Genomic DNA, 21,288 nt, shown 5'->3' with positions numbered 1-21,288 from the left:
CCTCACCGACGCCAACGGCAAGGTCCTGGCCAAGGGTGTGTGCGGCGATCACGCCAATCCGCCTTGTCCAAGGCGTAAAACCGAGGTCACCTGGACACCACGTGGCCCCGAGCCGTCACACGTCCCCGTTGTTGACGTCGACAGATCCGCCGCTCCCTACGTCGTCCGAGCTGATGACAACAGCCTGAGGCGGATGAAGAGCCGTCTCAATACGGCGACGATGACGCGGTGCCATGGTGGGCAGGTCGGCAAGATCGAAAAACCCGGTACGGCTGGACTCGTCGTCCCCCACCCGAGGCTCGCCACTCACCCACCGACATAGAAAGTCGTGGTCGAGGAACTGGCAGCGATCCCCATTGGGATAGGTGATGGGAGCAGCAACGTTGACCCGAACCAATTTGACGACCTCTGCCACTACCCCCGTTTCCTCGCGGATTTCCCTGATGATCGCCTCATCAGGTCTCTCTCCCGGTTCGATAATCCCGCAGACCGGGGTCCATTCCCCGTTGTCCGCGCGCTGCACCAACAGCACCTGCGGTCCTCGAGTACCGTTACGCACCACGACGGCACTGCTGCCAGCCAGCCACAGCGGTGCATGACCGATATAGCGTCTCAAATCCAAGATAAATTGCGGCGTCGCCATGACAGCCAGGCTAGTGGTCCCGTCGACGCCCCCAATCACCCGACCACCAACGCCGGCACACCTCGCCCCAGAAAACGTTTTCGATATACCTAACTCGACATCCCGGCGGGAGAAAGAAGCGGACACCGGCCATGCGACGTTCCCCAACCCCTTAGACTCCCCCCTAAGGGCATCACGCCCCCAAGAGCCGATCGGAGGAACCGTGGATAGAACTATCAAGCGGGTACTCGTCGCGAACCGTGGCGAGATTGCGGTGCGCGTCATCCGTGCCGCCAAGGACGCCGGTATCACGAGCGTAGCCGTCTACGCGGACTCTGATTCCGAGGGATTATTCGTCAAACTTGCCGACGAGGCCTTCGCTCTCAATGGCGTCACCCCCGCACAGACCTACCTTGACGTCGACAAGATCCTCGACATTGCCCGGCGAGCAGAAGTGGACGCGGTTCATCCCGGTTACGGGTTTCTCTCCGAGAACGCCGACTTCGCCCAAGCCGTCATCGACGCTGGGTTCATCTGGATTGGCCCGCCGCCGGAAGCCATCAGGGTGCTCGGTGACAAAGTGCAGGCCCGTCACATTGCTCAGAAAGTCGGCGCCCCCCTTGTTCCCGGCACTGCCGATCCGGTCAACGGCCCCGAAGAGGTTGTCGAGTTCGCCAAGGAGCACGGTCTGCCCATCGCTATCAAGGCGGCGTTCGGCGGCGGCGGTCGCGGACTCAAGGTCGCCCGCTCGATGGACGAAGTCACCTACCTCTACGAGTCGGCTGTGCGCGAGGCCGTCACAGCATTTGGACGCGGTGAATGTTTCGTAGAGCGCTACCTCGATAAGCCGCGTCACGTCGAGACCCAGTGCATTGCCGACCGGTACGGCACCGTACAGATCATCTCGACTCGCGACTGTTCCCTGCAGCGCCGTCATCAAAAACTCGTTGAAGAGGCCCCAGCTCCCTTCCTCAGCGACGAGCAGATGACCCGTCTGTATGAGTCCTCCCGAGCCATCCTCAAAGAAGCTGGATATGTCGGAGCGGGGACCTGCGAGTTCCTCGTCGGGCTAGACGGCACTATCAGCTTCCTGGAAGTCAACACGCGTCTACAGGTGGAGCATCCGGTCTCCGAGGAGGTCGCCGGGGTTGATCTGGTGCAGATGATGTTCCACGTGGCCCAGGGCGGCCACCTGGAGCCCAAGGACCCGCAACTACGCGGCCACTCTTTCGAATTCCGGATCAACGCCGAGGACCCCGGCATGGGATTCATGCCTGCTCCGGGCACCCTGACTTCATGGAAGCCGCCGTATGGCCCCGGCGTCCGTATGGACGAGGGCTACCATGCCGGAATGACAGTTCCGGGAGCCTTCGATTCCCTCATCGGCAAGCTCATCGTCACCGGAGACTCCCGTGAACATGCGCTGGCCCGCGCCGCCCGTGCCTTGGACGAGATCGTCATCGACGGTATGCCGACCGTCATTCCCTTCCACCGCGCTGTCGTCAGGGATCCTGCCTTCATCGGCTCTGACGGCCACTTCGGCGTCTTCACCGACTGGATCGAGACCGAATTCGACAACAAGATTGAGCCCTACACCGGTTCCCTCGGCGAGTCAGCCGACACAGAGCCACCTCACGAGGTCGTTGTCGAAGTTAACGGTAAGCGAGTCGAGGTGCGCATTCCGGCCTCCCTGCACGGTGCCCGTCAGGCCCCAAGTACGAAGTCCCGCCGTCCGACCCGCCGTAATCGAGCTGGACGACGCACCACACCAGCTGGTAATTCGGTGGCATCTCCAATGCAGGGAACCATCGTCAAGGTCAACGTCGTCGAAGGCGAGCAGGTCAACGAGGGAGACCAGATCGTCGTCATGGAAGCCATGAAGATGGAACAGCCTCTCGCCGCCCATCGCTCTGGTATCGTTCGCAACCTCAACGCCACGGTCGGCTCAACGGTCGCCTCCGGCGAAGTGATCTGTGAAATCGTGGATGAGTGAGGTCGCAGCATGGTTTTTCTTGTGAGTAGCGCCTCAGAACGGCATTGTGGTGATTATGTTCGGTGACCTTCTGCTCATCTTCCTCTTCTTAGTGGGGCTTGTGGCGACGACCGTATCTCTCATGCGCGCCCAGCGTCAGTCCCGTGAGATGGAAGCCCAGCGCGCCAAAGCCATCGAAGCCAAGGTCTCGCAAATGCGCCGGGAGACCGAAGAAGACGTCACCACCTTCGGTGAGGCCCTCCGCGATCTCGACATGGAGATGATCGGCAAGGATGTCTCCGCTGAAGGGCGCAAGGACTGGAATATGGCCTTGGACTGCTACGACCGTGCCAAGACACTCATGGCTCAAGACAAGGGCACCCGCTCCATTCCGCTTGTCACAGAGACCCTCGAGGAGGGCCGCCACGCCATCGCGTGCGTGCAAGCCCGTGCCAATGGTGAACCGATCCCCGAGGTACGCCCGCCGTGCTTCTTTGACCCGGCTCATGGGCCGTCAACCACTGACGTCATGTATTCCCCTGACGGCGGAGTTGCGCGCAAGGTTCCGGCCTGCGCTGCCGATGCCCAGCGCATTCAGCAAGGACGCTCCCCGTGGATCCGCACCGTCGATGTCAATGGCACCCAGCTGCCCTATTGGCAAGCTGGCCCCGACTACGCCCCGTGGGTGCAGGGATACTACCGCCGTTACGAGTCCGACCCAGTCATCAGCGGACTTGCCGCCGGTGGTCTCGGCCTGGTTGGTCTGGGCCTGTTCTCAGCTCTCTTTAACGACTTCTGATCCATACTCACACGATCCAACACCCAGCCGATTCGACACGGTGTTTTTCCTACACGGTGTGTTTCGATGGGGCATGCCTTTTCCTTAAGGTGCTTTTCCCACGGTGGATTTCGTACTACTCCAGGCTCATTCCACGAAGACCTGCAACCGTCGAGCAGCCTCCGACACTGACCCTGACAGCGACGGGTAGACGGTGAAGTCATGCTGGAAGGCGTCGACGGGAATCCGCTCGGTGACCGCGACCGAAATCGGATGGATGAGTTCACTGGCCCGTGGGGAGACAATGACGCCGCCAATGATATTGCCGGTGGCGGGACGGCAAAACAGCTTGACGAAGCCGTCGTGAATTCCCTGCATCTTGGCCCTTGGGTTAGTCGATAGGTCGAGTCGGGTAGATCGGGCCTGAACTTTTCCGGAATCGACGTCCATCTGAGTCACACCAACCGTGGCGATCTCGGGGGAGGTGAAGACATTCGAACACACCAGGGACAGGTCGAGAGGCTGAAGGGCCTCGCCCAGTGCGTGCCACACCGCAATACGTCCTTGCATAGCTGCCACGGACGCCAAGGCAAACACCCCAGTGCAGTCCCCAGCGGCATAAATCCCCGGCACAGTGGTGCGCGACACTTTGTCAACGATGATGTGGCCACGCGGCCCGACTGCGACACCGACCTCTTCTAGACCCAGGTCCGAGCTGTTGGGCGTCGAGCCAACAGCCATCAGTACGTGGGATCCGCGCACGGTCCGACCGTCCTCCAGGCCAACGACAACACCGTCACCATCACACGCCGCAGACACCGCGCGGGAACGAGACAGGATCTCCATACCGCGAGACTCGAAAACCTGCTGTAGCACACGAGCGGCGTCCGGGTCCTCCCCCGGGAGTACCTGGTCGCGCGAGGACACCAGAGTGACCTGACATCCCAAGGAGTCATAAGCTGACGCAAACTCCGCGCCCGTGACACCCGAACCCACCACGATGAGGTGCTCAGGGATTTCCGTCATCGCGTACATCTGTTTCCAGGTGAGAATGCGATCCCCGTCGCAGCGCGCCTGAGGTAGCTCACGCGGTGTCGTACCGGTGGCCAGCAGGACGATGTCAGCGTCGATGGTCTCGTCGCCATTGACCACAACCCGGTGCAGGTGACCAGGGGCACCGGAAGTCAAACGCGCCCGTCCGTTGACAAGCCGTACTCCCTTGCGCTCCAGACCACGGCGGATGTCATCGGACTGGGCCTGAGCCAACCGACGTACCCGGGAATTCACGGCGTCAAGATCGACCTCAAACGTGTCAATCTGGCGAAGACCAAGCTCGGGTGCTTGCCGCAGAGTCGACATGACCTCGGCAGCGGCAATGAGGGTTTTTGAAGGAACACAGTCAGTGAGTACCGCAGCCCCTCCTATCCCGGTTTCTTCTACGACGGTGACGTCAACGCCACCAGCCGCCGCGACGTTGGCGGCCTCGTAGCCGCCGGGCCCAGCTCCAATGATTACCATGGAAGTCATGGCCGCATTCTTTCAGCCACGACGCGTCATCTGTTGATATCGAGAGAATTACCTCAGGATTGGCATTGGCACGGCACACGTCTTGACACCTTCCCTCACGACACCGAAACAGACGGCTATCAGACCTGGTGTTCGCGCACCGGAAGCGGCGAAAACCTCTAGGGTTAACCCCATGACGACACCGGATTTCACCGATCCCCAGGCCATCGCCCGCGATGCTGCCAATGCCATCCGTTCCCACCTCTCACTTACCCGCGTCGACATGGGTCTCGTGCTCGGCTCTGGCTGGTCTGGCGGAGTTCATCGCCTCGGCGAGACGATTGGACGGATTCCACTCGCTGAACTACCTGGGTTTTCTGCACCTGTGGTTGCCGGTCACGGTGGTGATCTGGTTGCTGTCAGCCTTCCCACCGACAAAACCGCCGTCGTTTTGACCGGACGCACCCATTTCTATGAAGGGCGCGGAGTCGAACCTGTTGTCCACGGAGTACGCACCGTCGCGGCTCTGGGAGCCAACACGCTCATCCTCACGAATGGTTGCGGCGGCCTCAACCCATCCTGGGGTCCGGGAACCGTCGTTGCCATTCGCGACCACATCAATCTCACCGGTACCACTCCACTACGTGGTGCCACCTTCATTGATATGTCGACGACGTGGACTCCGGCCTTGCTCGATGTTGTCGAAAAGGTCGCACCGGGCACCCCGACCGGCGTCTACGCCCAGTTCCGTGGACCCCAGTACGAGACTCCCGCCGAGGTTCGCATGGCGCGCACCATCGATGCCGATCTCGTCGGTATGTCGACTGCGCTAGAGGCCATCGCCGCCCGTGAGGCCGGACTCGACCTGCTGGGCCTGTCCCTGGTCACCAACCATGCTGCTGGTGTCACCGACGCCCCACTCAACCACGCCGAGGTCATCGCTGCCGGCAAGGAGGCCGCTCCTCGCCTGGCAAATCTGTTAGCTGACATCACCGCTGCCATCTAATCCACCTCCACCCGATCGAGGAACCATGACCACCACCCATCCCAAGGAACTCAGCTCCGAACTCATCGCCGAGGTTCAGTCCTGGCTTAACCAAGATCCCGACGACGTCACCCGTACCGAACTATCCGAGCTGCTCGATCGCGCTCAATCGGGTGACGGGCAGGCTGTCGACGCCGTTCAGTCGGCCTTTTCCGGCCCGCTGACCTTCGGCACTGCTGGACTTCGCGCGGCCCTGGGTCCCGGACCCTCTCGCATGAACCGGGTCGTCGTCCAGCGTGCGGCTGCCGGTTTCGCAGCGTGGTTGCGCGCCCATGGCGAAAAGGAAGGATCGGTGGTTATTGGCTTCGACGCTCGGCACAACTCCGATGTCTTCGCCCACGACACCGCCGAGATCATGGCGGGTGCCGGGTTCCATGCGTTGCTGGCCGACTCCCCCATCCCGACCCCGGTGACGGCCTTCGCCATCAAGCACTACGGCGCGGTTGCCGGCGTTATGGTGACGGCCTCTCACAATCCGCCAGCCGACAACGGGTACAAGGTGTATCTGGGTGACGGTTCCCAGATCGTACCTCCCACCGACACCGAGATTGCCCACGAGATAGAGGTCGTCTCGTCCAATCCTGTCGGCACAATCCCCCGTGGTGACGATATTGAGCTTATCGGCGACGACCTCATCGACGCCTACGTCGCTCGCGCTGCCGAACTCACCGCTGCCAACCAGGACGTCACCTGGGTCTATACCGCCATGCACGGTGTCGGAACCCGCGTCGTGCGTCGCCTGGTCGACAAGGCTGGGCTACCGACGTTCATCGGGGTCACCGAGCAGCTCGACCCGGACCCAGACTTCCCCACCGTGGCTTTCCCGAATCCCGAGGAGCCAGGAGCCATTGACCTGGCCATCGCCCAGGCACGTACACATGGCGCTGACGTCGTTATCGCCTCTGACCCTGACGCCGACCGCTGCGCCGTTGCCGCCGTCATCGACGGTGACTGGCGGATGCTCACTGGAGACGAGCTGGGGACCCTGCTCGGTGACGACGCCTTGCGCCGCGGTTTAGACGGGGTTTACGCGAACTCGGTCGTCTCGTCGACCTGCCTAGGACGCATGGCGAAGGCGGCTGGACGCGAACATCGCACCACCCTCACCGGTTTCAAGTGGATTGGCCGTGTACCTGGACTGGTCTTTGGTTATGAGGAGGCCATCGGCTACTGCTGCGACCCCTCTCGCGTGCCAGACAAGGACGGCATCACTGCCCTCGCCACGATCATGCGCCTTGTAGGTGACCTCAAGGCCTCCCACACCACGATCTCGGAACGCCTCGATGAAATCTGGGCCACCTATGGGCTGCACCGCACCAGCCAATTGGCTGTGCGCGTCACCGATATGTCGATCATTTCCGACGCCATGGACACTCTGCGCAATCAGCCTCCGTCCACCCTCTTGGACAGCCCCGTCGACGTCTGCGATCTCAACGAACCCGGCAACGGATCTGGCCTGCCGCAGCAGAACGCGATTGAGCTGACCGGGGCTCGCGTCCATGTCGTCGCTCGTCCTTCCGGCACCGAGCCCAAGCTCAAGTGCTACCTCGAGGTGCGCGCAACACCTGAGGAGTCGGCAGCTAACCTGCCCGGCGTCAAAGCAAGGCTGGACACCCAGATGGTCGCCCTGCGCGAGGAGATGGCCAAGGCCCTCGGAATGTGACGCCACGGTGACGATGAGCAAAGACTCCACAATCCCGCCATACCCACGATGGCCCTGCCGATAGACTGACAAGCCATGGCGCGCACGATCATCCTGTTGGCAGGACCCTCTGGGTCAGGGAAATCTCGTCTCACACATATGGCAGAACTGCCTGAACTGCGCCTTGACGACTTCTACCGCAACGGTGACGAGCCTGATCTCCCCCGAATACATGGCATGGTCGACTGGGATGACGTCATCTCTTGGAACCTGCCAGCGGCGGTGGATGCTCTGAAGGAACTCGCGACCATAGGACACACTGTCGTTCCCTGCTACGACATCTCGAAGTCTCGGGCCGAGGGCACTCATGTCGTCAACGTGGCAGAGGCGCCAGCCGTCATTGCCGAGGGGATTTTCGCCCTCGACCTACTCGATCCATGTCTGAGGGTCGGCATGGACGTCCTGCCTATCTGGTTGGACCGTCCCCGCTGGTTCAACTTCGCCCGCCGACTCATCCGCGACTTACGCCAGCATCGCAAATCTCCGCCGGTGCTCATTCGCCGCGGTCTGGCCTTGTGCCAGGCAGAACCCGCGCTGCGATCACGAGCCATCGTGATGGGATTTCAACCCATGAGCATGAGACGGGCAAGTGCCATCGTTGCGGCCCCAATAAGCGATGTCGACCATAACGCAGTTACTTTCCACGGACGCCGTATTCCAGGCACGCCGTGACCGGTCCAATCCCTCGCTCGGCCGGCTCAGACCGTTCAGAGTGTGCCCAGACAAGAACACCGAGGACGGAACACTACCCGCCGTAGATGTCTGAACCCAGGAATACTCTTATCCGAGGTGTAGCCAGCGGTTTGACGCTCACCGCAGCAACGTGAAGGCGAGGAGAATAGACATGGGTTTCTCGAGGTGGCTCGAACAGAAACTGGCGGAAATCAACAACACCCACGATGATAAGAATCGCGCTAACCCAAAATCATCCGACATTGATAACCAGGAGGCGTTCACCGCGACACCCGACGTGGTAATGCCGAAGTACCGAGGTCGAGCTATCTGGGACTGGGGGCCGACAATTTCGGTACTCAAGCGCAACGGTGACTATGACCAAGCTCTCGTCATCGCCACCGGTTGCATGGACGCCATGGTAGAGACGGCAAAAGCTCGTCCCAGCAATGTCATGGAGCATTACGTCATCGAAGTGGCGAAGATTCAGCACAAGATGAAGGCCTATTCCGACGAGGTACACACGATCAGTGCGTGGCTGGATCTTGGGCTAAGTCCCACTCGTCAAGACCACCGCATTGACCTGCAGAAACGTCTGGCCAGAGCTAACGAGATGTGGGCCAAAGCGGAGGGACGAGACGCTTCTGTACACCACGAAGAGTGGAAACGGCTCGTCGAGGTCGCCAAGCAGGAGAAAGCGACCCGACACGACCACGGTGCCGACGATTCTCACCGGATGTCCTCTGGAAGGTCAGCCTGGGACGCGCAAACGTCGAGACATCATCCACCCCTCATACCAACTCCACGACAAATCGCTGATCCACAATTCGTGGCCGTCGACTTCGAGACAGCCAATCGAATGGGTGGTGTCTCAGCCTGCCAGTTGGCCATGGTGAAGGTCCGTGACGGCCAGGTCGTCGATAGATTCAACACCCTCATCAGGCCGCCGCGTGGCTGGGACTCCTTCGAGTTCACCTACCTCCATGGGATCTCTGCCACCGATGTCTGGAATTCTCCCATGTGGCCGTCCATCGCCGATGACATCTCCCACTTTGTTAACGGAGCCACCGTCTACGCCCACAACGCTGCATTCGATTCCCGGGTGTGGCGTCAGCTCGACGAATACTTCGGCACGGTCACCTTGCCGTCTCCGTTCTTCTGCTCCTATCGGACAGCTCAACGCCTCATCCCCGGCCTGCCCAATTACAAGCTCCCGACGGTCCTCGAGGCCTGTGAGCCAAGTTTCCAACTGGATCACCACCGGGCAGATTCCGACGCCGAGGCGTGCGCCCTCATCGTCTGCCAGTTGCAGCGGCTGGCCCGCCAGCTCTAAGACCAACTACAACTAGGATTCCGTAATCTCGGCGCACGACATCGCGAGATCACCGCTGGAAACCGAACCCCGTCTACACCCTCAAGTGCGAAGAACCCCAAACCAAGTACGCTTCACCATCGTCGGTTTCGGGTACTTCTTGGCAGCCGGCGGACGGCACCTCACTACGGGTTAACTGGGGCCCATTCTGGTCCAGTCTCCGCAAGTTTCGGGTCAAGCTTGCGGAAGATCGGGCTGGGCTTGGACAACGGGGTTCCCACCGCGATGTCACGACGACCCCAGGAGGCCTTTTCGGAGGCGTAGTCACCCATGAGGATGGTGTTTTCCTCGGTCTCGATGAGTTCGGGTTGAGCAGCCCACACACCCTCGCCGCCCAGCGCCTCATAAATCTTCTGGGCCGAGTGCGGCATGAACGGTGTCAACATGGTGTTGACGTCACTGACGACCTGCAGGGCCACGTGCAGCACGGTGTCGCGGCGTTGCGGATCGTCCTTGAGCTTCCAAGGCTCCTGAGCGGAAATGTAGGCGTTTGCTAGGCCGACGATCCTCATTGCCTCACTAATAGCCGCCTTGAACTTTGTATGGGTGAGCAGGTCTCCCACAGTGTCGAATCCGGCAGCGGAGACCTGCAGCAATTCGCGGTCGGCGTCGGTCAGCTCTCCGGCAGCCGGAATCTCGCCGCAGTTCTTGAAAGCCATCGAGATCGACCGGTTGACCAGGTTCCCCCACTCGTTGGCCAGCTCGAAGTTCACCCGACGGACGAACTCCTCCCATGTGAAGTCGGTGTCCTGGTTTTCCGGGCCGGCCACTGCGATGAAGTAACGCAGTGCGTCTGGTCCGAACTCACGCAAGAAATCCCCCACGAAGATGGTGGCACCGCGAGAGTTCGACACCTTCGAACCACTCATGGTGAGGAATTCGCTGGAGACGATCTCAGTCGGCAGGTCGAGGATACCGAGTTCCTCGGAAGGCTCGCCTCCCCTATCACCGCGTCCGTTGGTGCCCAGCAACATTCCTGGCCAAATCACAGAGTGGAAGACAATGTTGTCCTTGCCCATGAAGTAGTAGGACCGGGTGTCCTCGTCGTTCCAGAAGTCACGCCAAGCATCCGGCTTGCCGATACGCCGAGCCCACTCGATAGAGGCGGAAAGATAACCAATAACGGCGTCGAACCACACGTAGATACGCTTCATGGGTTCGTTCTCCCAGCCCTCGACCGGCACCTTGATACCCCAGTCAAGGTCACGGGTGATGGCACGCGGGCGCAGTTCTTCAAGAAGATTGTGGGAAAACTTGAGGACGTTGGGACGCCAATCGGTGCGAGTATCGATCCACGTCGTGAGGGATTCCGCGAGGGCAGGCAGATCGAGGAAGAAATGCTCGGTCTCGCGGAACTCCGGGGTGGCACCGGTGGTCTTGGAACGTGGGTTGAGCAGATCAGCTGGGTCGAGCTGTCGACCACAATTGTCACACTGATCGCCGCGGGCGTCGTCATATCCGCAGATCGGACAGGTGCCCTCGATGTAGCGGTCCGGAAGGGTTCGGCCAGTCGACGGCTCGAACGCCCCCATCTCAGCCTTCTTGACCACGTAACCATTCTCGTACAACCGGGTAAAAATCTCCTGGGTGACGTGAGCGTGGTTATCCGTCATCGTCGAGGTGTACAGGTCATAGGACAAGCCCAAACCCTGCAGATCGGACGCAATAATACGGTGGTACTTCTTGGCGCACTCCTGGGCCGTCAGACCCTCCTGGTCGGCTTTGACAGAGATAGCAGTGCCGTGACAGTCCGAACCGGAAACCATGAGTACGCGGTGGCCCGACATTCGCATGTACCGGGCGAAGACGTCAGAGGGGACACCGAATCCGGATACATGGCCGATATGTCGAGGCCCATTGGCGTAGGGCCACGCAACGGCAGTAAGAATGTTGGCACACATAAAAGTAACTGTACCGGTATGACGTCATCGTGGTCGTCGTGCCGCCTCTGGTGGACAGGTCAGCGCACCGGGGTGATCTGGTGAAATCTCACCTGCCAGCCACGCTCAGAGTCGCGGTGCCACAGCGATACTCGCAAACTCACCTGAGACCCAGCCCGAGCCCGCCAGCGCAGCAGGACGTCTGCCGGACCGAGACATACCATTCCGAGAATCTCGATACTCGTCCGCACCTTCGGGGCAGGCATTTGCGCTAGGGCACGACCCTTCGTCCACAGCCGCCCATCCGCGTCATGCTCGACGAAATCGCGGGCCGCAAGCTCTTTGAGGGCGCGACGGTGAGCGCCGACGTCGGTCTCCAGGAGGCGACGTTCATTGTCGGTAAGAATCCCAACGAGTTCCTGCTCGGGGGTAGCAGGGCGTTCCGGCAGATCGAACAGCCCTTCCTGTGCGACGCCGCGTCCAGGACTCGCAACGTCCTGCTCCAGCTCGCGGACAACTCCACCGAAGCCTGGACCGTGATCGACCGGAGTACCATCCCGGAATGCTGTGGCGGCTGCACGGGCGCGCTGATCGGCTGCCTCATTCATGGCGTGGCCAGCGTGTCCCTTGACCCATTCGAAGCTGACGTCACGACCCTCGAGTTCCTCGTCAAGGCACTCCAGCAGATCTCGATTGAGGACCGGTTTGCCGTCGCGTTTGCGCCACCCCTTGCGCTTCCACCCTGACATCCACTTGGTACAGCAGTTGATGGCGTATTGGGAATCGCACAGGATCGTCAGCGGCTCGTCAGCGTCACGGGTGGCGCGCAACAGGTCGAGGACAGCCTTGAGTTCGCCCATGTTATTCGTGCCACGCGGCCAACCGCCCGCAGCCCAGGTGTCATCGTCGATGTACCAGGCCCAACCGGCTGGGCCTGGATTGTCGAGGGAAGACCCATCAGCTGCCGCGACGATCATGACTTCTCCTGCTGGTTGGCTACCCGATCAAGGTCATCACTACCAAAGGCCTGCGGCAGCACCTCGGCCATCGTCTGCACCCCGGCTGGGGTGTCGATAAGCATTCCCGGGCCGCCATGTTCCCACAATAATTGACGACAACGCCCGCACGGCATGATCGTCTGACCCGTGGCGTCAACGCAGCAAAAGGCGAGGAGATGTCCCCCTCCGCCGGCCACGAGGTCGCTAATCAACCCGCACTCGGCGCACAGGGTGACCCCGTAACCGGCGTTCTCGACGTTGCATCCGACAACCACTCGGCCATCCTCGGCAAGCCCTGCCGCTCCCACCGGAAAATGGGAGTACGGCACATAGGCGCGCTTGGTCAGCTCACGGGCGCGAGAGCGCAACCTTGACCAGTCGACGTCCACGTCACTCCTTGATGTACGGGGTTCCGTCGGCTGCTGGCGACCTCACCTTTCCCACCAGGCCCGCCACCGCAACGATGGTTGCGATGTACGGCAGGATAAGCAGGAACTGCGAGGGCATTGGGGCGCTGATCGTCGACAGCTCGGTAGACAGCTGGGTCACGAAGCTGAAGAACAGGGCCATCACAGCAGCCAGCCCTGGACGCCACCGGCCCATGATGAGGGCGGCCAGGGCGATAAAACCGTTACCGACTGTGATGTCCTTCGAGAAGGACCCCACGGTACCGATGGTGAAGTAGGCCCCACCCAGACCGGCGAAAATACCGCCGACCAGCACGGCTGACCACCGAATCCCGGCAACGGAAATACCGACGGTGTCAGCAGCCTCCGGATGTTCGCCCACGGAACGCACCCGCAGCCCCCACTTGGTCCGCCACAGCAGGAACCACACCAACGGAATACAGAGGAAACCGATATAGACCAGAATCGTCTGATCGAAAAAGATCGGCCCGAAGAACGGGATCTTTGACAGCACGGGAATCGGCACCTCCGCCATGATCGGGGCGGTGTTGTACTTCTCGGCCTCGGGCGAGAGCAGCTGGGTATACAGGAAGCCCGTCAAGCCCGAGGCGAAGAGGTTGACCACCACGCCCATGACGACCTCGTCGACAAAGTACTTGATGGTGAACACGGCCAGCAGGGCGGCTGTCAGCACCGAGGCGATCGCTGCTGCGACGATGGCCGCGAACACCGTCTGGGTCATTGATCCGACCAGAGCCGCAGCAAAGGCTGCAGTGAGCATCTGACCCTCGATCGCGACGTTGACGACACCGGCACGCTCACACATCACACCGCACAGAGCGCCAAGAACTAGCGGGGTGGCCACTGACAAGGTGCCCTGCAACTGGCCCGCCACTTGGAAGGGCAGTTCGCGTCCGGCAGCTGCCCAGCTCAGGAAGCCGATGACAATGGCGATACCGGCCACGACCCCGGCAGTGAGAGTCAAGGTGTGACGGCTGCGACCCACGAAGAATGCACCGGCTGCCAACAGACATGCGATAGCGCTGACGAGGACTGTCGGGAATCCGGAAACCGTCAGGGTCCCCAAATCTTTACCCGCCAAGGCGTCAGTGAAGGCAAAGTGAGCCTTGCCAGAAGTCTTGGTCAGCAGGAAAAACAGGATGACCGCCATGATGGCGATAAGTACGCCCGTCGACAGACGATGGGTTCGGGCCTCGCGGGACTCCACCTGCTCGAACTCCAGCTCCTTGTCCAGAGCCTCGCTGACTTCAGCAGGCACGTCAATGTCGGACGTGGTGGGACGGGGAAAACGCGCCGACGGACTCATGCCAGGGCTCCCTTCGTGGTGGTGTCAGCCGAAGCCTTTTCGCGTTTCTTGTGTCTCCGTTCTTTTCGGGTCTTGAGGAAGGGCAGGATCGTTTTGACCAGCATGGGAGCGGCCACGAACATGACGATGACGGCCTGAATCACTCGGACGAGATCAAGGGACGTCTGCGTCATGGCCTGCATTCTCAAACCACCCTGATTCATAGCCCCCCAGAACAGACCGGCCAGCACGATGCCAAGCGGCTTGGAACGGCCCAGCAACGCCACCGTGATGGCATCGAATCCAATGGTTCCGACCAAGCCGATGGACAGCTGGGTTGGCGTGGCACCCGAGATCGGCCCCAGAGCCACCTCGACACCGGCCATACCCGCCAGACCGCCCGAGATGACCATGGTCCAGGCGATGATCGAGTTCGTGTTCATACCGGCAGTGGCCGAGGCGCTCGGGTTAGCACCGACTGCACGGATTTGAAGTCCTAGACGAGTGCGATCCAGTAGCCACCACGTGCCTACCGCCAGCAACACAGCCAGGAAGAATCCCAGGTGCAATTGAGACCCGGCCAATCGCGGGAACGTAGCGTTCCAGTCAACGATCGGGGCAATTGGGTCAGTACGGCCCGGCATCTGGAAAGCCGACGTTGTCAGCAGCCATGCCAACAGACCACTGGCAACGTAGTTGAGCATGATGGTCACGATGACCTCGTTGGCGCCAGCGCGAGCTTTCAGGACGCCAGCTATGCCACCCCAGATGGCTCCCCCGACGAAACCAGCGATCACAGCAAACAGCAGATGGATGGGCAGGGGCAGGGAGTGGAAGTTGAATCCGACCCAGGCAGCCAGCGTTGCACCCGCAATCGCCTGGCCTTGACCACCAATGTTGAACAGACCGGCCTTGAAACCCAAACCGATGGCAAGACCACCACAGATCAGAGGGGCGGACTGGGCCGTCGTCGCGGTGAAAGCCCGCCAGGATCCAAAGGCTCCCTCGAACAGGGCGACGTAGGCTGAAGAAACTTTGGCCCAGGAGTCAGTCAGGGCGTCCGGACGGGAGAAAAGGTAGCTCCATTCCTTATTGATCTTCGGGTCAGCAGCCACCATGACAATGGCCGAGACAATGAAGGCCAGCACGAAGGCAGCAATCGTCACCCACAGGTCATTCCACGGGAAGGAGTGACGCGACGTGGCCGCAGCGGGCGCCGTCGACCCAGTGGTCTCCTCCGACGGGGTGGGCTTCGGGGATTCAGTGCTCATTGCGAGACCTCCTTGTGTCCCTTGGCGACGCTCTCACACGCCTCGTCATAACTGAATCCGGCCATCATGAGGCCGAGAACGTCGCGAGGAGTTCCCGCCGGGGCGACTCCGACGATCCGACCGCGATACATCACCGCGATACGGTCTGACAAAGCCTCGATCTCATCGAGTTCAGTTGAGACGATAAGAACTGCCGTACCGTTGTCCCGCTCCTCGACGATTCGCTGGTGCAGGAACTCGATGGCGCCGACGTCGACACCGCGAGTGGGTTGGGAGGCCACCAGCACGCTCAACGGTCGTGAAAGCTCACGGGCCAGAACGACTTTCTGCTGGTTACCGCCTGACAAAGAGGACACCGGCAGAGAAGCCGAGGGAGTACGAATATCGAACTCAGCAACCCGATCACGGGCATTGTCGGCAATGCGCTTGAGTTGCAGGTTACCGTGCTTGGAGAAGGCACTGACCTGGTTGAGGATGAGGTTCTCAGCGATGGAGAACTCTGAGATGAAACCATCACGCTGCCGATCCTCGGGGACGAATCCTAGACCGGCCTCGATCGTCTTGATCGGGGCTGCACCCGTGGTGTCCTTGCCGTCAATGCGGATTGATCCTGAGGTCGGCTTGATGAGACCAAGCAGTGCCGACGCCAGCTCAGTCTGGCCGTTGCCCTGCACACCAGCGACGCCAAGGATCTCACCGCCCTCGACAGTGAAGGACACATTGTCGACGACAACCGAGCCGACGTCATCGGCCACGGTAAGGTTTTCGACCTCAAGACGCGGTCCGGTCGGGTTGGCCTCCCCCTTGTCAACCACCAGCTTGACGTTTCGTCCCACCATCATCTCGGCCAGCTCAGCCTCAGACTGATCGGCAGAAGCCTCACCAACAATCTTTCCGCGACGCACCACGGTGATGTCGTCGGCAATGGCGCGAACCTCACGCAATTTATGAGTGATGAAGACGATGGCTCGGCCTTCATCTCGCAAGGTCTTCATGACGGCCATGAGTTCGTCGATCTCCTGCGGGGTGAGCACGGCGGTAGGCTCGTCGAAGATGAGGTATTTGGCGTCATTGGCCAAGGATTTGAGGATCTCGACGCGCTGCTGGACGCCGACCGGAAGGTTCTCAATGACGGAATCCGGGTTGACATCGAAGTGATAGCGATCCGACAGCTCACGCACCTTCGCGCGAGCTCGCTTCATCGACAGCACCCCGGCGGTCGATTCCTCCCGTCCCAGCACGATGTTCTCGGCCACCGTGAACACGTTGACAAGCATGAAGTGCTGGTGGACCATCCCGATGCCAGCCGCCATAGCCTGCCTGGGATTGTCGAAATGCTGTTCGACACCATCGATGTAGACCGATCCCTCATCCGAGGGCAACAGCCCATACAGGATATTCATGAGGGTCGACTTGCCTGCACCGTTCTCGCCGAGCAGGCAATGGATACGCCCGGGGCGGATATCAAGGTCGATGTGGTCGTTGGCCGTCAGAGTCCCGAACCTCTTCGTGACTGCGCGCAAGCTCAGTCCGTCCTTAACGGGGGCGCGGTCACCGGGTGGGGCGGCGGTGGTGTTGGTGGTCACAGGTCAGATCCTTCCACGTCTGATCCCTCAGTGTGAGCCGACGACGACGCGCCGACCTCCCCAAGGAGATCGGCGCGTCATCGGCTCACGTAGTTGCCAGCTCAGGAACCGAGTTCGCGCTGACAGCTCACTTGGGCTGGGCCTTCGAGGTGATCTCGATCTTGCCGGAGGCGATGTCGGCCTTGATCGTGTTCAATTCTTCCTTGACCTCAGCGGGCACCTTGGAGTCGAACTCGTGGAACGGGGACAGTCCGGTGCCGCCGTCCTCAAGAGAACCGATGTACGGCTTGTTGTCGAAGGAGCCGTCCTTAGCAGCCTTGATGGCATCAAAGACAGCGACATCCATACCCTTGTACACCGAGGTGATGATGTTGGAGCAGTAGGAGGGCTGAGTCTCACAGCCGTCGCCGTCAACCCAGATGGCATTGGCCTTGCCTCCGGAGGACTTCACAGCCTGCAAAGCGCCGTTACCTGCGTTGCCGGCGACCGGGAGGATGATGTCTGCACCTTGGTTAAGCAGGGCCTGAGCAGTCGTCTTACCACCAGAGACGTTCTGGAACGGGTTGGGCTGCGGGACGAACTGGCCGTCCTGCTTCTCGGCGTTCCAACCGATAACCTTGACCGACTTGTTCTTTTGCTTGTTGTAGTAGTCGACGCCCTGGGCGAAACCATCCATGAATATGGTGACGGTGGGGATCTTCATGCCGCCGAAGGTGGCGACCTTGCCGGTCTTGGTCAGCGAGGCGGCCAAGTAACCGGCCTCGAAGGAGGACTGGGCGGTGTTGAAGATCAGCGGCTTGAGGTTAGACGGGGCACCCTGCGGGTTGTCATCGACGATGGCGAACTTGACGTTCGGGTTCGCCTTGGCGGCGGCCAGGGTCGGCTCCTCAAGCAGGAAACCGACGGAGACGATGATCGAGCACTTCGCGTCAATCATCGACTGCAGGTTGGTGGCGTAGTCCTTGTCGTCCTTCGACTCGACCTTTGCGGTCTTGGCACCAAGGTCGCTAGCGGCCTTGGTGAGGCCCTTCAGAGAGGTCTCGTTGAAGGATTTGTCGTTGAAGCCGGCGGAGTCAGAGACCATGCAGGCCTTGAACTCACCCGAATTCGAGTTGGCGTTCGCCGAGGCGGCGGCCGAACTCGACGAGGAACCCGAGGACTCGTCCGGAGCTTGCGCACACGCCGACAGCGACAGGGCTGCGGCTGCAAAAACAGCGGGGATAGCGAGGTGTGACTTCTTCACGGACTGCCTCCTGGAGCAGACGATGATCCGACGAATAGGGAGCCCGCGCGGCAGATTTCACCTCCCGGGCCATCAAACTGTAACCCTTTCGTGGCGGGATCGACACCTCAACGGCGAAAGTGAACCCAAGAAGTGGCAAAATGCCCTGGCACGTTTGACACCGGTGCCCACCTCATAGGACGAATCGGCATAGGACGAATCGGCCCGTTAGGAAACCTGATTGACCAAGGCTTCCGCTGCGTCAATGATCGAGGTCGTCTCAGCAGCCCAGTTGGTTTCCTGGCTTCGATATGGTCCGGTCGCAAGGGATATTGCCACTGCGGCGGAGCGCAGCCTCAGCTCCACCGGATCGACTCTGGTATCAAAGACCGGTACCCATGCCGCCAAGATCTGTCTCATCCGGTTAGCCTGCAAAGAATTCATGTGCTGCACCGTCGACAGATGGGCGACCAAACAGGCAAGATCATCGACACGACGCCCTGGCCCGATGGTGTCGACGTCGAGGATTCCGCACACCTGGCCATTCCAGACGTGAATCTGGCCCTCATGGAAGTCGCCATGGGTTGGCTCATTACCCTGCGGTGCGCCCGACAGCCCCTGAGAAATCGTGCGCGCCATCCGCTCCAGGCGAGCCTGCTGATCGGGCATGGCGGCGGAGACCATGCGACAGTAATGGTCCACCGACTCACTCCATGGGGAGCGTCGGGGCAGGTCGCATACTTGGGCAGGCAGCTGGTCGAGCAGCCCAACAAGGCTCTCGGCTGTGCAGGGATTCCCTGGCTCGAACAGGGCCTTGCTGAGAGGACGTCCCGGCAATTCGGTCAAGAAGAGCAAATTGTCGTCAGTGATCCCGGCGACGCGGGGACTCGGCACGCCCGCGCGTGTCAGTAGCTCGTGACGGGCAAGAGTTGCTTGGAAAATGCCGTCACGCAGAACCTTGACATAGAACCGTCGCTGAGCAACCTCGACGCACAGCACCGCCCGACGCCTGGGTCGATACCCGATCATCCGCAGATTGATCTCTGGAGCGCTGACGGGACCGCCAACCAGCCCCAAATCAGAAATGATCGCCGCCATGTGCTCGGGATAAGCGGCCCGAGACAGCCCGGGCAGGTCTGGATCATCGGGATATCGCCATATCGCAACCTCGCGAGAACCATCGACATAGATGTCGGCGCGCGAATCGGTCATCGCAGGACCGTCGGCACGCGCACTCATACCAAAAAGCTCCTGCCGCTCCCCCGTCTGCCATTGCACGCGAGCCTGATACGTGGCCGTGGTGGATTGGCCTGGATTGGCGTCCACGTGGTCAAGCTGCCAGTCCAACAGAATCCCGCCGGAGTGCTCGACGGCTGCCGTCAGGAGTTCTCCGGCTTCTGGGCCGGTCAGCAGAACTGCCCCGTCAGCATCCTTTCCAGGACCGCCGAGCCACGCGGGTCGTTTCACGCGCTTGCCGCCTCCCGATCAGAATGCGGGGCAGCAGAGGCCCCGGACGTCACGATTGGCGCATCGAGCCTACGAACCCTCAGCCATGCGGCACGCAAACCATCGACCTCGGTCACCGTCAGCTCGACGTTGGGAGCGAGTTCCTCCTGTTCCTCGTCGTCGTCGGCAATGAAACCGACTGGGAACAGATGGACATTGACCTGGGCTCCCTTAACCGGGACTTGCCCGGTCTGGGCCATAAAGTAGCCGGCAACGGTGTCATATGGACCCTCCGGCAACACCAGACCAACCTTCTCGGAGAATTCCTCGATCGTCGTCAGTCCGTCGATATCGCGCTGTCGAACGTGAGCCAGGTCAGAAGGCTCGACGGTGTCGTATTCGTCCGTGATGTCACCGACGATCTCCTCGACGAGGTCCTCAAGAGTCACAATGCCGGCAGTACCGCCGTACTCGTCAAGGACGATGGCCAGATGGGCATGGGTGCGACGCAGCTCCGTCAAGGCCTTGAGCACCTTCACACTGTCGGGCAGGGAGATGACCGTACGCACAAGCTGGGAAACTCGGCTGTTGCGACTCTGGGGGTCAAGCTCAAGCAGATCACGGACGTGGACGAATCCGAGCACTCGATCGGCCGATCCATCAATGACGGGGTACCGGGAGTGGGAGCCGTCACGGACCATTTGGGCCACCTGAGCAGCCGTCATCGATCCCTGCAGGAAGTCCACCTCAGTGCGAGGAACCATCACCTCTCGCAAGGACTTCTCCCCCACTGCGAAAACCTCGTCGAGGATGGTGCGCTCCTCATCGCCCAAGGTAGCTGAGGAGACGACCATGGAACGGATCTCCTCGTCGGTGACCTCTTCGCGGGCAGCTCCGGGATCGCCGCCAAGAATCTTGACGACGAAGTTGGTTGAGACACCCAGGAACCAGATGATCGGGCGGAACAAGGTAGCAATGCCATTGACCATCGGACCGAGGACCAGCGAAAAACCTTCGGCACGCTGCATGGCAAGGCGTTTGGCAACTAGCTCTCCCAGCACGATCGAAAAGTAGGAAATGATGATCGTGATGATGACGAGGGCCACCGTGCTAGCGACGGATGCCGACATTCCCCAGGACACGAATACCGGGGCCAGCTGATTGGCCAACGTCGCACCGCCGAATGCCGAGGCCAGGAAGCCCGACACCGTGACACCGATCTGGACTGAAGACAGGAACCGGTTGGGATTCGATTGCAGTTTTTGGATGGAACGGCCGCGAGACCCGCGGGTGACTGCCAGTTGCTTGACCTGAGAATCACGCAAGCTCACCAACGCCATTTCGGCGGCGGAGAACACTCCTCCGAGGAGGATGAAAAGAAGGATAAGGGCGGCGTTCTCAAGGACGTCAGCCACGAACCGTCACCATTCCTCTCGTCACAGAGGCAAGGATGAAGGGACTATCGCCCTCCCGGTCGTCATTGTGCATGAGATCAAGAATAAG

General features: G+C 60.8%; 17 protein-coding genes. 6 read left to right on the top strand and 11 right to left on the bottom strand.

What is annotated here, in order from left to right; genetic code table 11:
- Positions 1 to 115 precede the first annotated feature (115 nt).
- Entirely contained in the window at positions 116 to 643 is a 528-nt protein-coding gene (locus Q4B98_RS09390) for an NUDIX domain-containing protein (RefSeq protein ID WP_303196990.1), read from the bottom strand.
- A 202-nt stretch (positions 644 to 845) separates the two neighbouring features.
- Between Q4B98_RS09390 and Q4B98_RS09385 the strand changes: the two genes are divergently transcribed.
- Together Q4B98_RS09385 and Q4B98_RS09380 are read left to right on the top strand one after the other, a co-directional pair.
- On the top strand, positions 846 to 2,615 hold the full coding sequence (locus tag Q4B98_RS09385; RefSeq protein WP_303196989.1) for a biotin carboxylase N-terminal domain-containing protein: 1,770 nt from the start codon (positions 846 to 848) through the stop codon (positions 2,613 to 2,615).
- A gap of 55 nt (positions 2,616 to 2,670) precedes the next feature.
- Complete coding sequence (locus Q4B98_RS09380) at positions 2,671 to 3,393, top strand: hypothetical protein (protein ID WP_303197017.1); 723 nt, start codon at positions 2,671 to 2,673, stop codon at positions 3,391 to 3,393.
- A gap of 126 nt (positions 3,394 to 3,519) precedes the next feature.
- Here Q4B98_RS09380 and Q4B98_RS09375 read toward each other — a convergent pair whose 3' ends face one another.
- The gene (locus Q4B98_RS09375; protein ID WP_303196987.1) at positions 3,520 to 4,899 is read right to left on the bottom strand and encodes an NAD(P)H-quinone dehydrogenase; all 1,380 of its coding nucleotides are present in this window, start codon (positions 4,897 to 4,899) and stop codon (positions 3,520 to 3,522) included.
- A gap of 172 nt (positions 4,900 to 5,071) precedes the next feature.
- Here Q4B98_RS09375 and Q4B98_RS09370 point away from each other — a divergent pair, with 172 nt between their 5' ends.
- From Q4B98_RS09370 to Q4B98_RS09355, 4 genes are all read left to right on the top strand, one after another.
- Positions 5,072 to 5,884, top strand: a complete 813-nt coding sequence (locus Q4B98_RS09370) for a purine-nucleoside phosphorylase (protein ID WP_303196986.1) — start codon at positions 5,072 to 5,074, stop codon at positions 5,882 to 5,884.
- 25 nt (positions 5,885 to 5,909) lie between these two features.
- Complete coding sequence (locus Q4B98_RS09365; protein ID WP_303196985.1) at positions 5,910 to 7,586, top strand: phospho-sugar mutase; 1,677 nt, start codon at positions 5,910 to 5,912, stop codon at positions 7,584 to 7,586.
- A gap of 138 nt (positions 7,587 to 7,724) precedes the next feature.
- Entirely contained in the window at positions 7,725 to 8,297 is a 573-nt protein-coding gene (locus Q4B98_RS09360) for a uridine kinase (RefSeq protein ID WP_303197015.1), read from the top strand.
- A gap of 736 nt (positions 8,298 to 9,033) precedes the next feature.
- Complete coding sequence (locus Q4B98_RS09355) at positions 9,034 to 9,630, top strand: 3'-5' exonuclease (RefSeq protein WP_303197013.1); 597 nt, start codon at positions 9,034 to 9,036, stop codon at positions 9,628 to 9,630.
- A gap of 164 nt (positions 9,631 to 9,794) precedes the next feature.
- Here Q4B98_RS09355 and metG read toward each other — a convergent pair whose 3' ends face one another.
- From metG to Q4B98_RS09310, 9 genes are all read right to left on the bottom strand, one after another.
- A complete protein-coding gene (metG, locus tag Q4B98_RS09350; RefSeq protein WP_303196983.1) occupies positions 9,795 to 11,570 on the bottom strand; it encodes a methionine--tRNA ligase in 1,776 nt (591 codons plus the stop codon).
- A 59-nt stretch (positions 11,571 to 11,629) separates the two neighbouring features.
- Positions 11,630 to 12,526 carry a ribonuclease H gene (locus Q4B98_RS09345; protein WP_303196981.1) on the bottom strand — a complete coding sequence of 299 codons (897 nt, stop codon included), beginning with the start codon at positions 12,524 to 12,526 and terminating at the stop codon, positions 11,630 to 11,632.
- Positions 12,523 to 12,936, bottom strand: a complete 414-nt coding sequence (locus Q4B98_RS09340) for a cytidine deaminase (RefSeq protein ID WP_303196980.1) — start codon at positions 12,934 to 12,936, stop codon at positions 12,523 to 12,525. The genes Q4B98_RS09345 and Q4B98_RS09340 overlap by 4 nt, the downstream gene beginning before the upstream one ends.
- A gap of 1 nt (position 12,937) precedes the next feature.
- A complete protein-coding gene (locus tag Q4B98_RS09335) occupies positions 12,938 to 14,281 on the bottom strand; it encodes an ABC transporter permease (RefSeq protein ID WP_303196979.1) in 1,344 nt (447 codons plus the stop codon).
- Positions 14,278 to 15,531, bottom strand: a complete 1,254-nt coding sequence (locus Q4B98_RS09330) for an ABC transporter permease (RefSeq protein ID WP_303196977.1) — start codon at positions 15,529 to 15,531, stop codon at positions 14,278 to 14,280. Before Q4B98_RS09330 ends, Q4B98_RS09335 begins: the two co-directional genes overlap by 4 nt.
- A complete protein-coding gene (locus Q4B98_RS09325) occupies positions 15,528 to 17,117 on the bottom strand; it encodes an ABC transporter ATP-binding protein (RefSeq protein ID WP_303196976.1) in 1,590 nt (529 codons plus the stop codon). The genes Q4B98_RS09330 and Q4B98_RS09325 overlap by 4 nt, the downstream gene beginning before the upstream one ends.
- A 127-nt stretch (positions 17,118 to 17,244) precedes the next feature.
- Positions 17,245 to 18,360, bottom strand: coding sequence for a BMP family protein (locus Q4B98_RS09320; RefSeq protein ID WP_303196973.1), 1,116 nt, complete (start codon positions 18,358 to 18,360; stop codon positions 17,245 to 17,247).
- Positions 18,361 to 18,567: 207 nt separating this feature from the next.
- The gene (locus tag Q4B98_RS09315) at positions 18,568 to 19,806 is read right to left on the bottom strand and encodes an aminoglycoside phosphotransferase family protein (protein ID WP_303196971.1); all 1,239 of its coding nucleotides are present in this window, start codon (positions 19,804 to 19,806) and stop codon (positions 18,568 to 18,570) included.
- Complete coding sequence (locus Q4B98_RS09310) at positions 19,803 to 21,200, bottom strand: hemolysin family protein (RefSeq protein WP_303196969.1); 1,398 nt, start codon at positions 21,198 to 21,200, stop codon at positions 19,803 to 19,805. The genes Q4B98_RS09315 and Q4B98_RS09310 overlap by 4 nt, the downstream gene beginning before the upstream one ends.
- Between the last annotated feature and the right edge of the window lie 88 nt (positions 21,201 to 21,288).

Origin of the sequence: Cutibacterium sp. (assembly GCF_030525615.1) — a bacterium.
Taxonomy (GTDB): Bacteria; Actinomycetota; Actinomycetes; order Propionibacteriales; family Propionibacteriaceae; genus Cutibacterium.
Note: the sequence above shows the minus strand (reverse complement) of the source record. Positions and strands in the feature narration are given on the sequence as shown.

Excerpts from the sequence above, each read along its gene's own strand:
- Q4B98_RS09390 (WP_303196990.1), bottom strand. The coding sequence starts at position 643 with ATGGCGACGCCGCAATTTATCTTGGATTTGAGACGCTATATCGGTCAT.
- Q4B98_RS09380 (WP_303197017.1), top strand. The coding sequence starts at position 2,671 with ATGTTCGGTGACCTTCTGCTCATCTTCCTCTTCTTAGTGGGGCTTGTG.
- Q4B98_RS09375 (WP_303196987.1), bottom strand. The coding sequence starts at position 4,899 with ATGACTTCCATGGTAATCATTGGAGCTGGGCCCGGCGGCTACGAGGCC.
- Q4B98_RS09370 (WP_303196986.1), top strand. The coding sequence starts at position 5,072 with ATGACGACACCGGATTTCACCGATCCCCAGGCCATCGCCCGCGATGCT.
- Q4B98_RS09365 (WP_303196985.1), top strand. The coding sequence starts at position 5,910 with ATGACCACCACCCATCCCAAGGAACTCAGCTCCGAACTCATCGCCGAG.
- Q4B98_RS09360 (WP_303197015.1), top strand. The coding sequence starts at position 7,725 with ATGGCAGAACTGCCTGAACTGCGCCTTGACGACTTCTACCGCAACGGT.
- Q4B98_RS09355 (WP_303197013.1), top strand. The coding sequence starts at position 9,034 with ATGTCCTCTGGAAGGTCAGCCTGGGACGCGCAAACGTCGAGACATCAT.
- metG (WP_303196983.1), bottom strand. The coding sequence starts at position 11,570 with ATGTGTGCCAACATTCTTACTGCCGTTGCGTGGCCCTACGCCAATGGG.
- Q4B98_RS09345 (WP_303196981.1), bottom strand. The coding sequence starts at position 12,526 with ATGATCGTCGCGGCAGCTGATGGGTCTTCCCTCGACAATCCAGGCCCA.
- Q4B98_RS09335 (WP_303196979.1), bottom strand. The coding sequence starts at position 14,281 with ATGAGTCCGTCGGCGCGTTTTCCCCGTCCCACCACGTCCGACATTGAC.
- Q4B98_RS09330 (WP_303196977.1), bottom strand. The coding sequence starts at position 15,531 with ATGAGCACTGAATCCCCGAAGCCCACCCCGTCGGAGGAGACCACTGGG.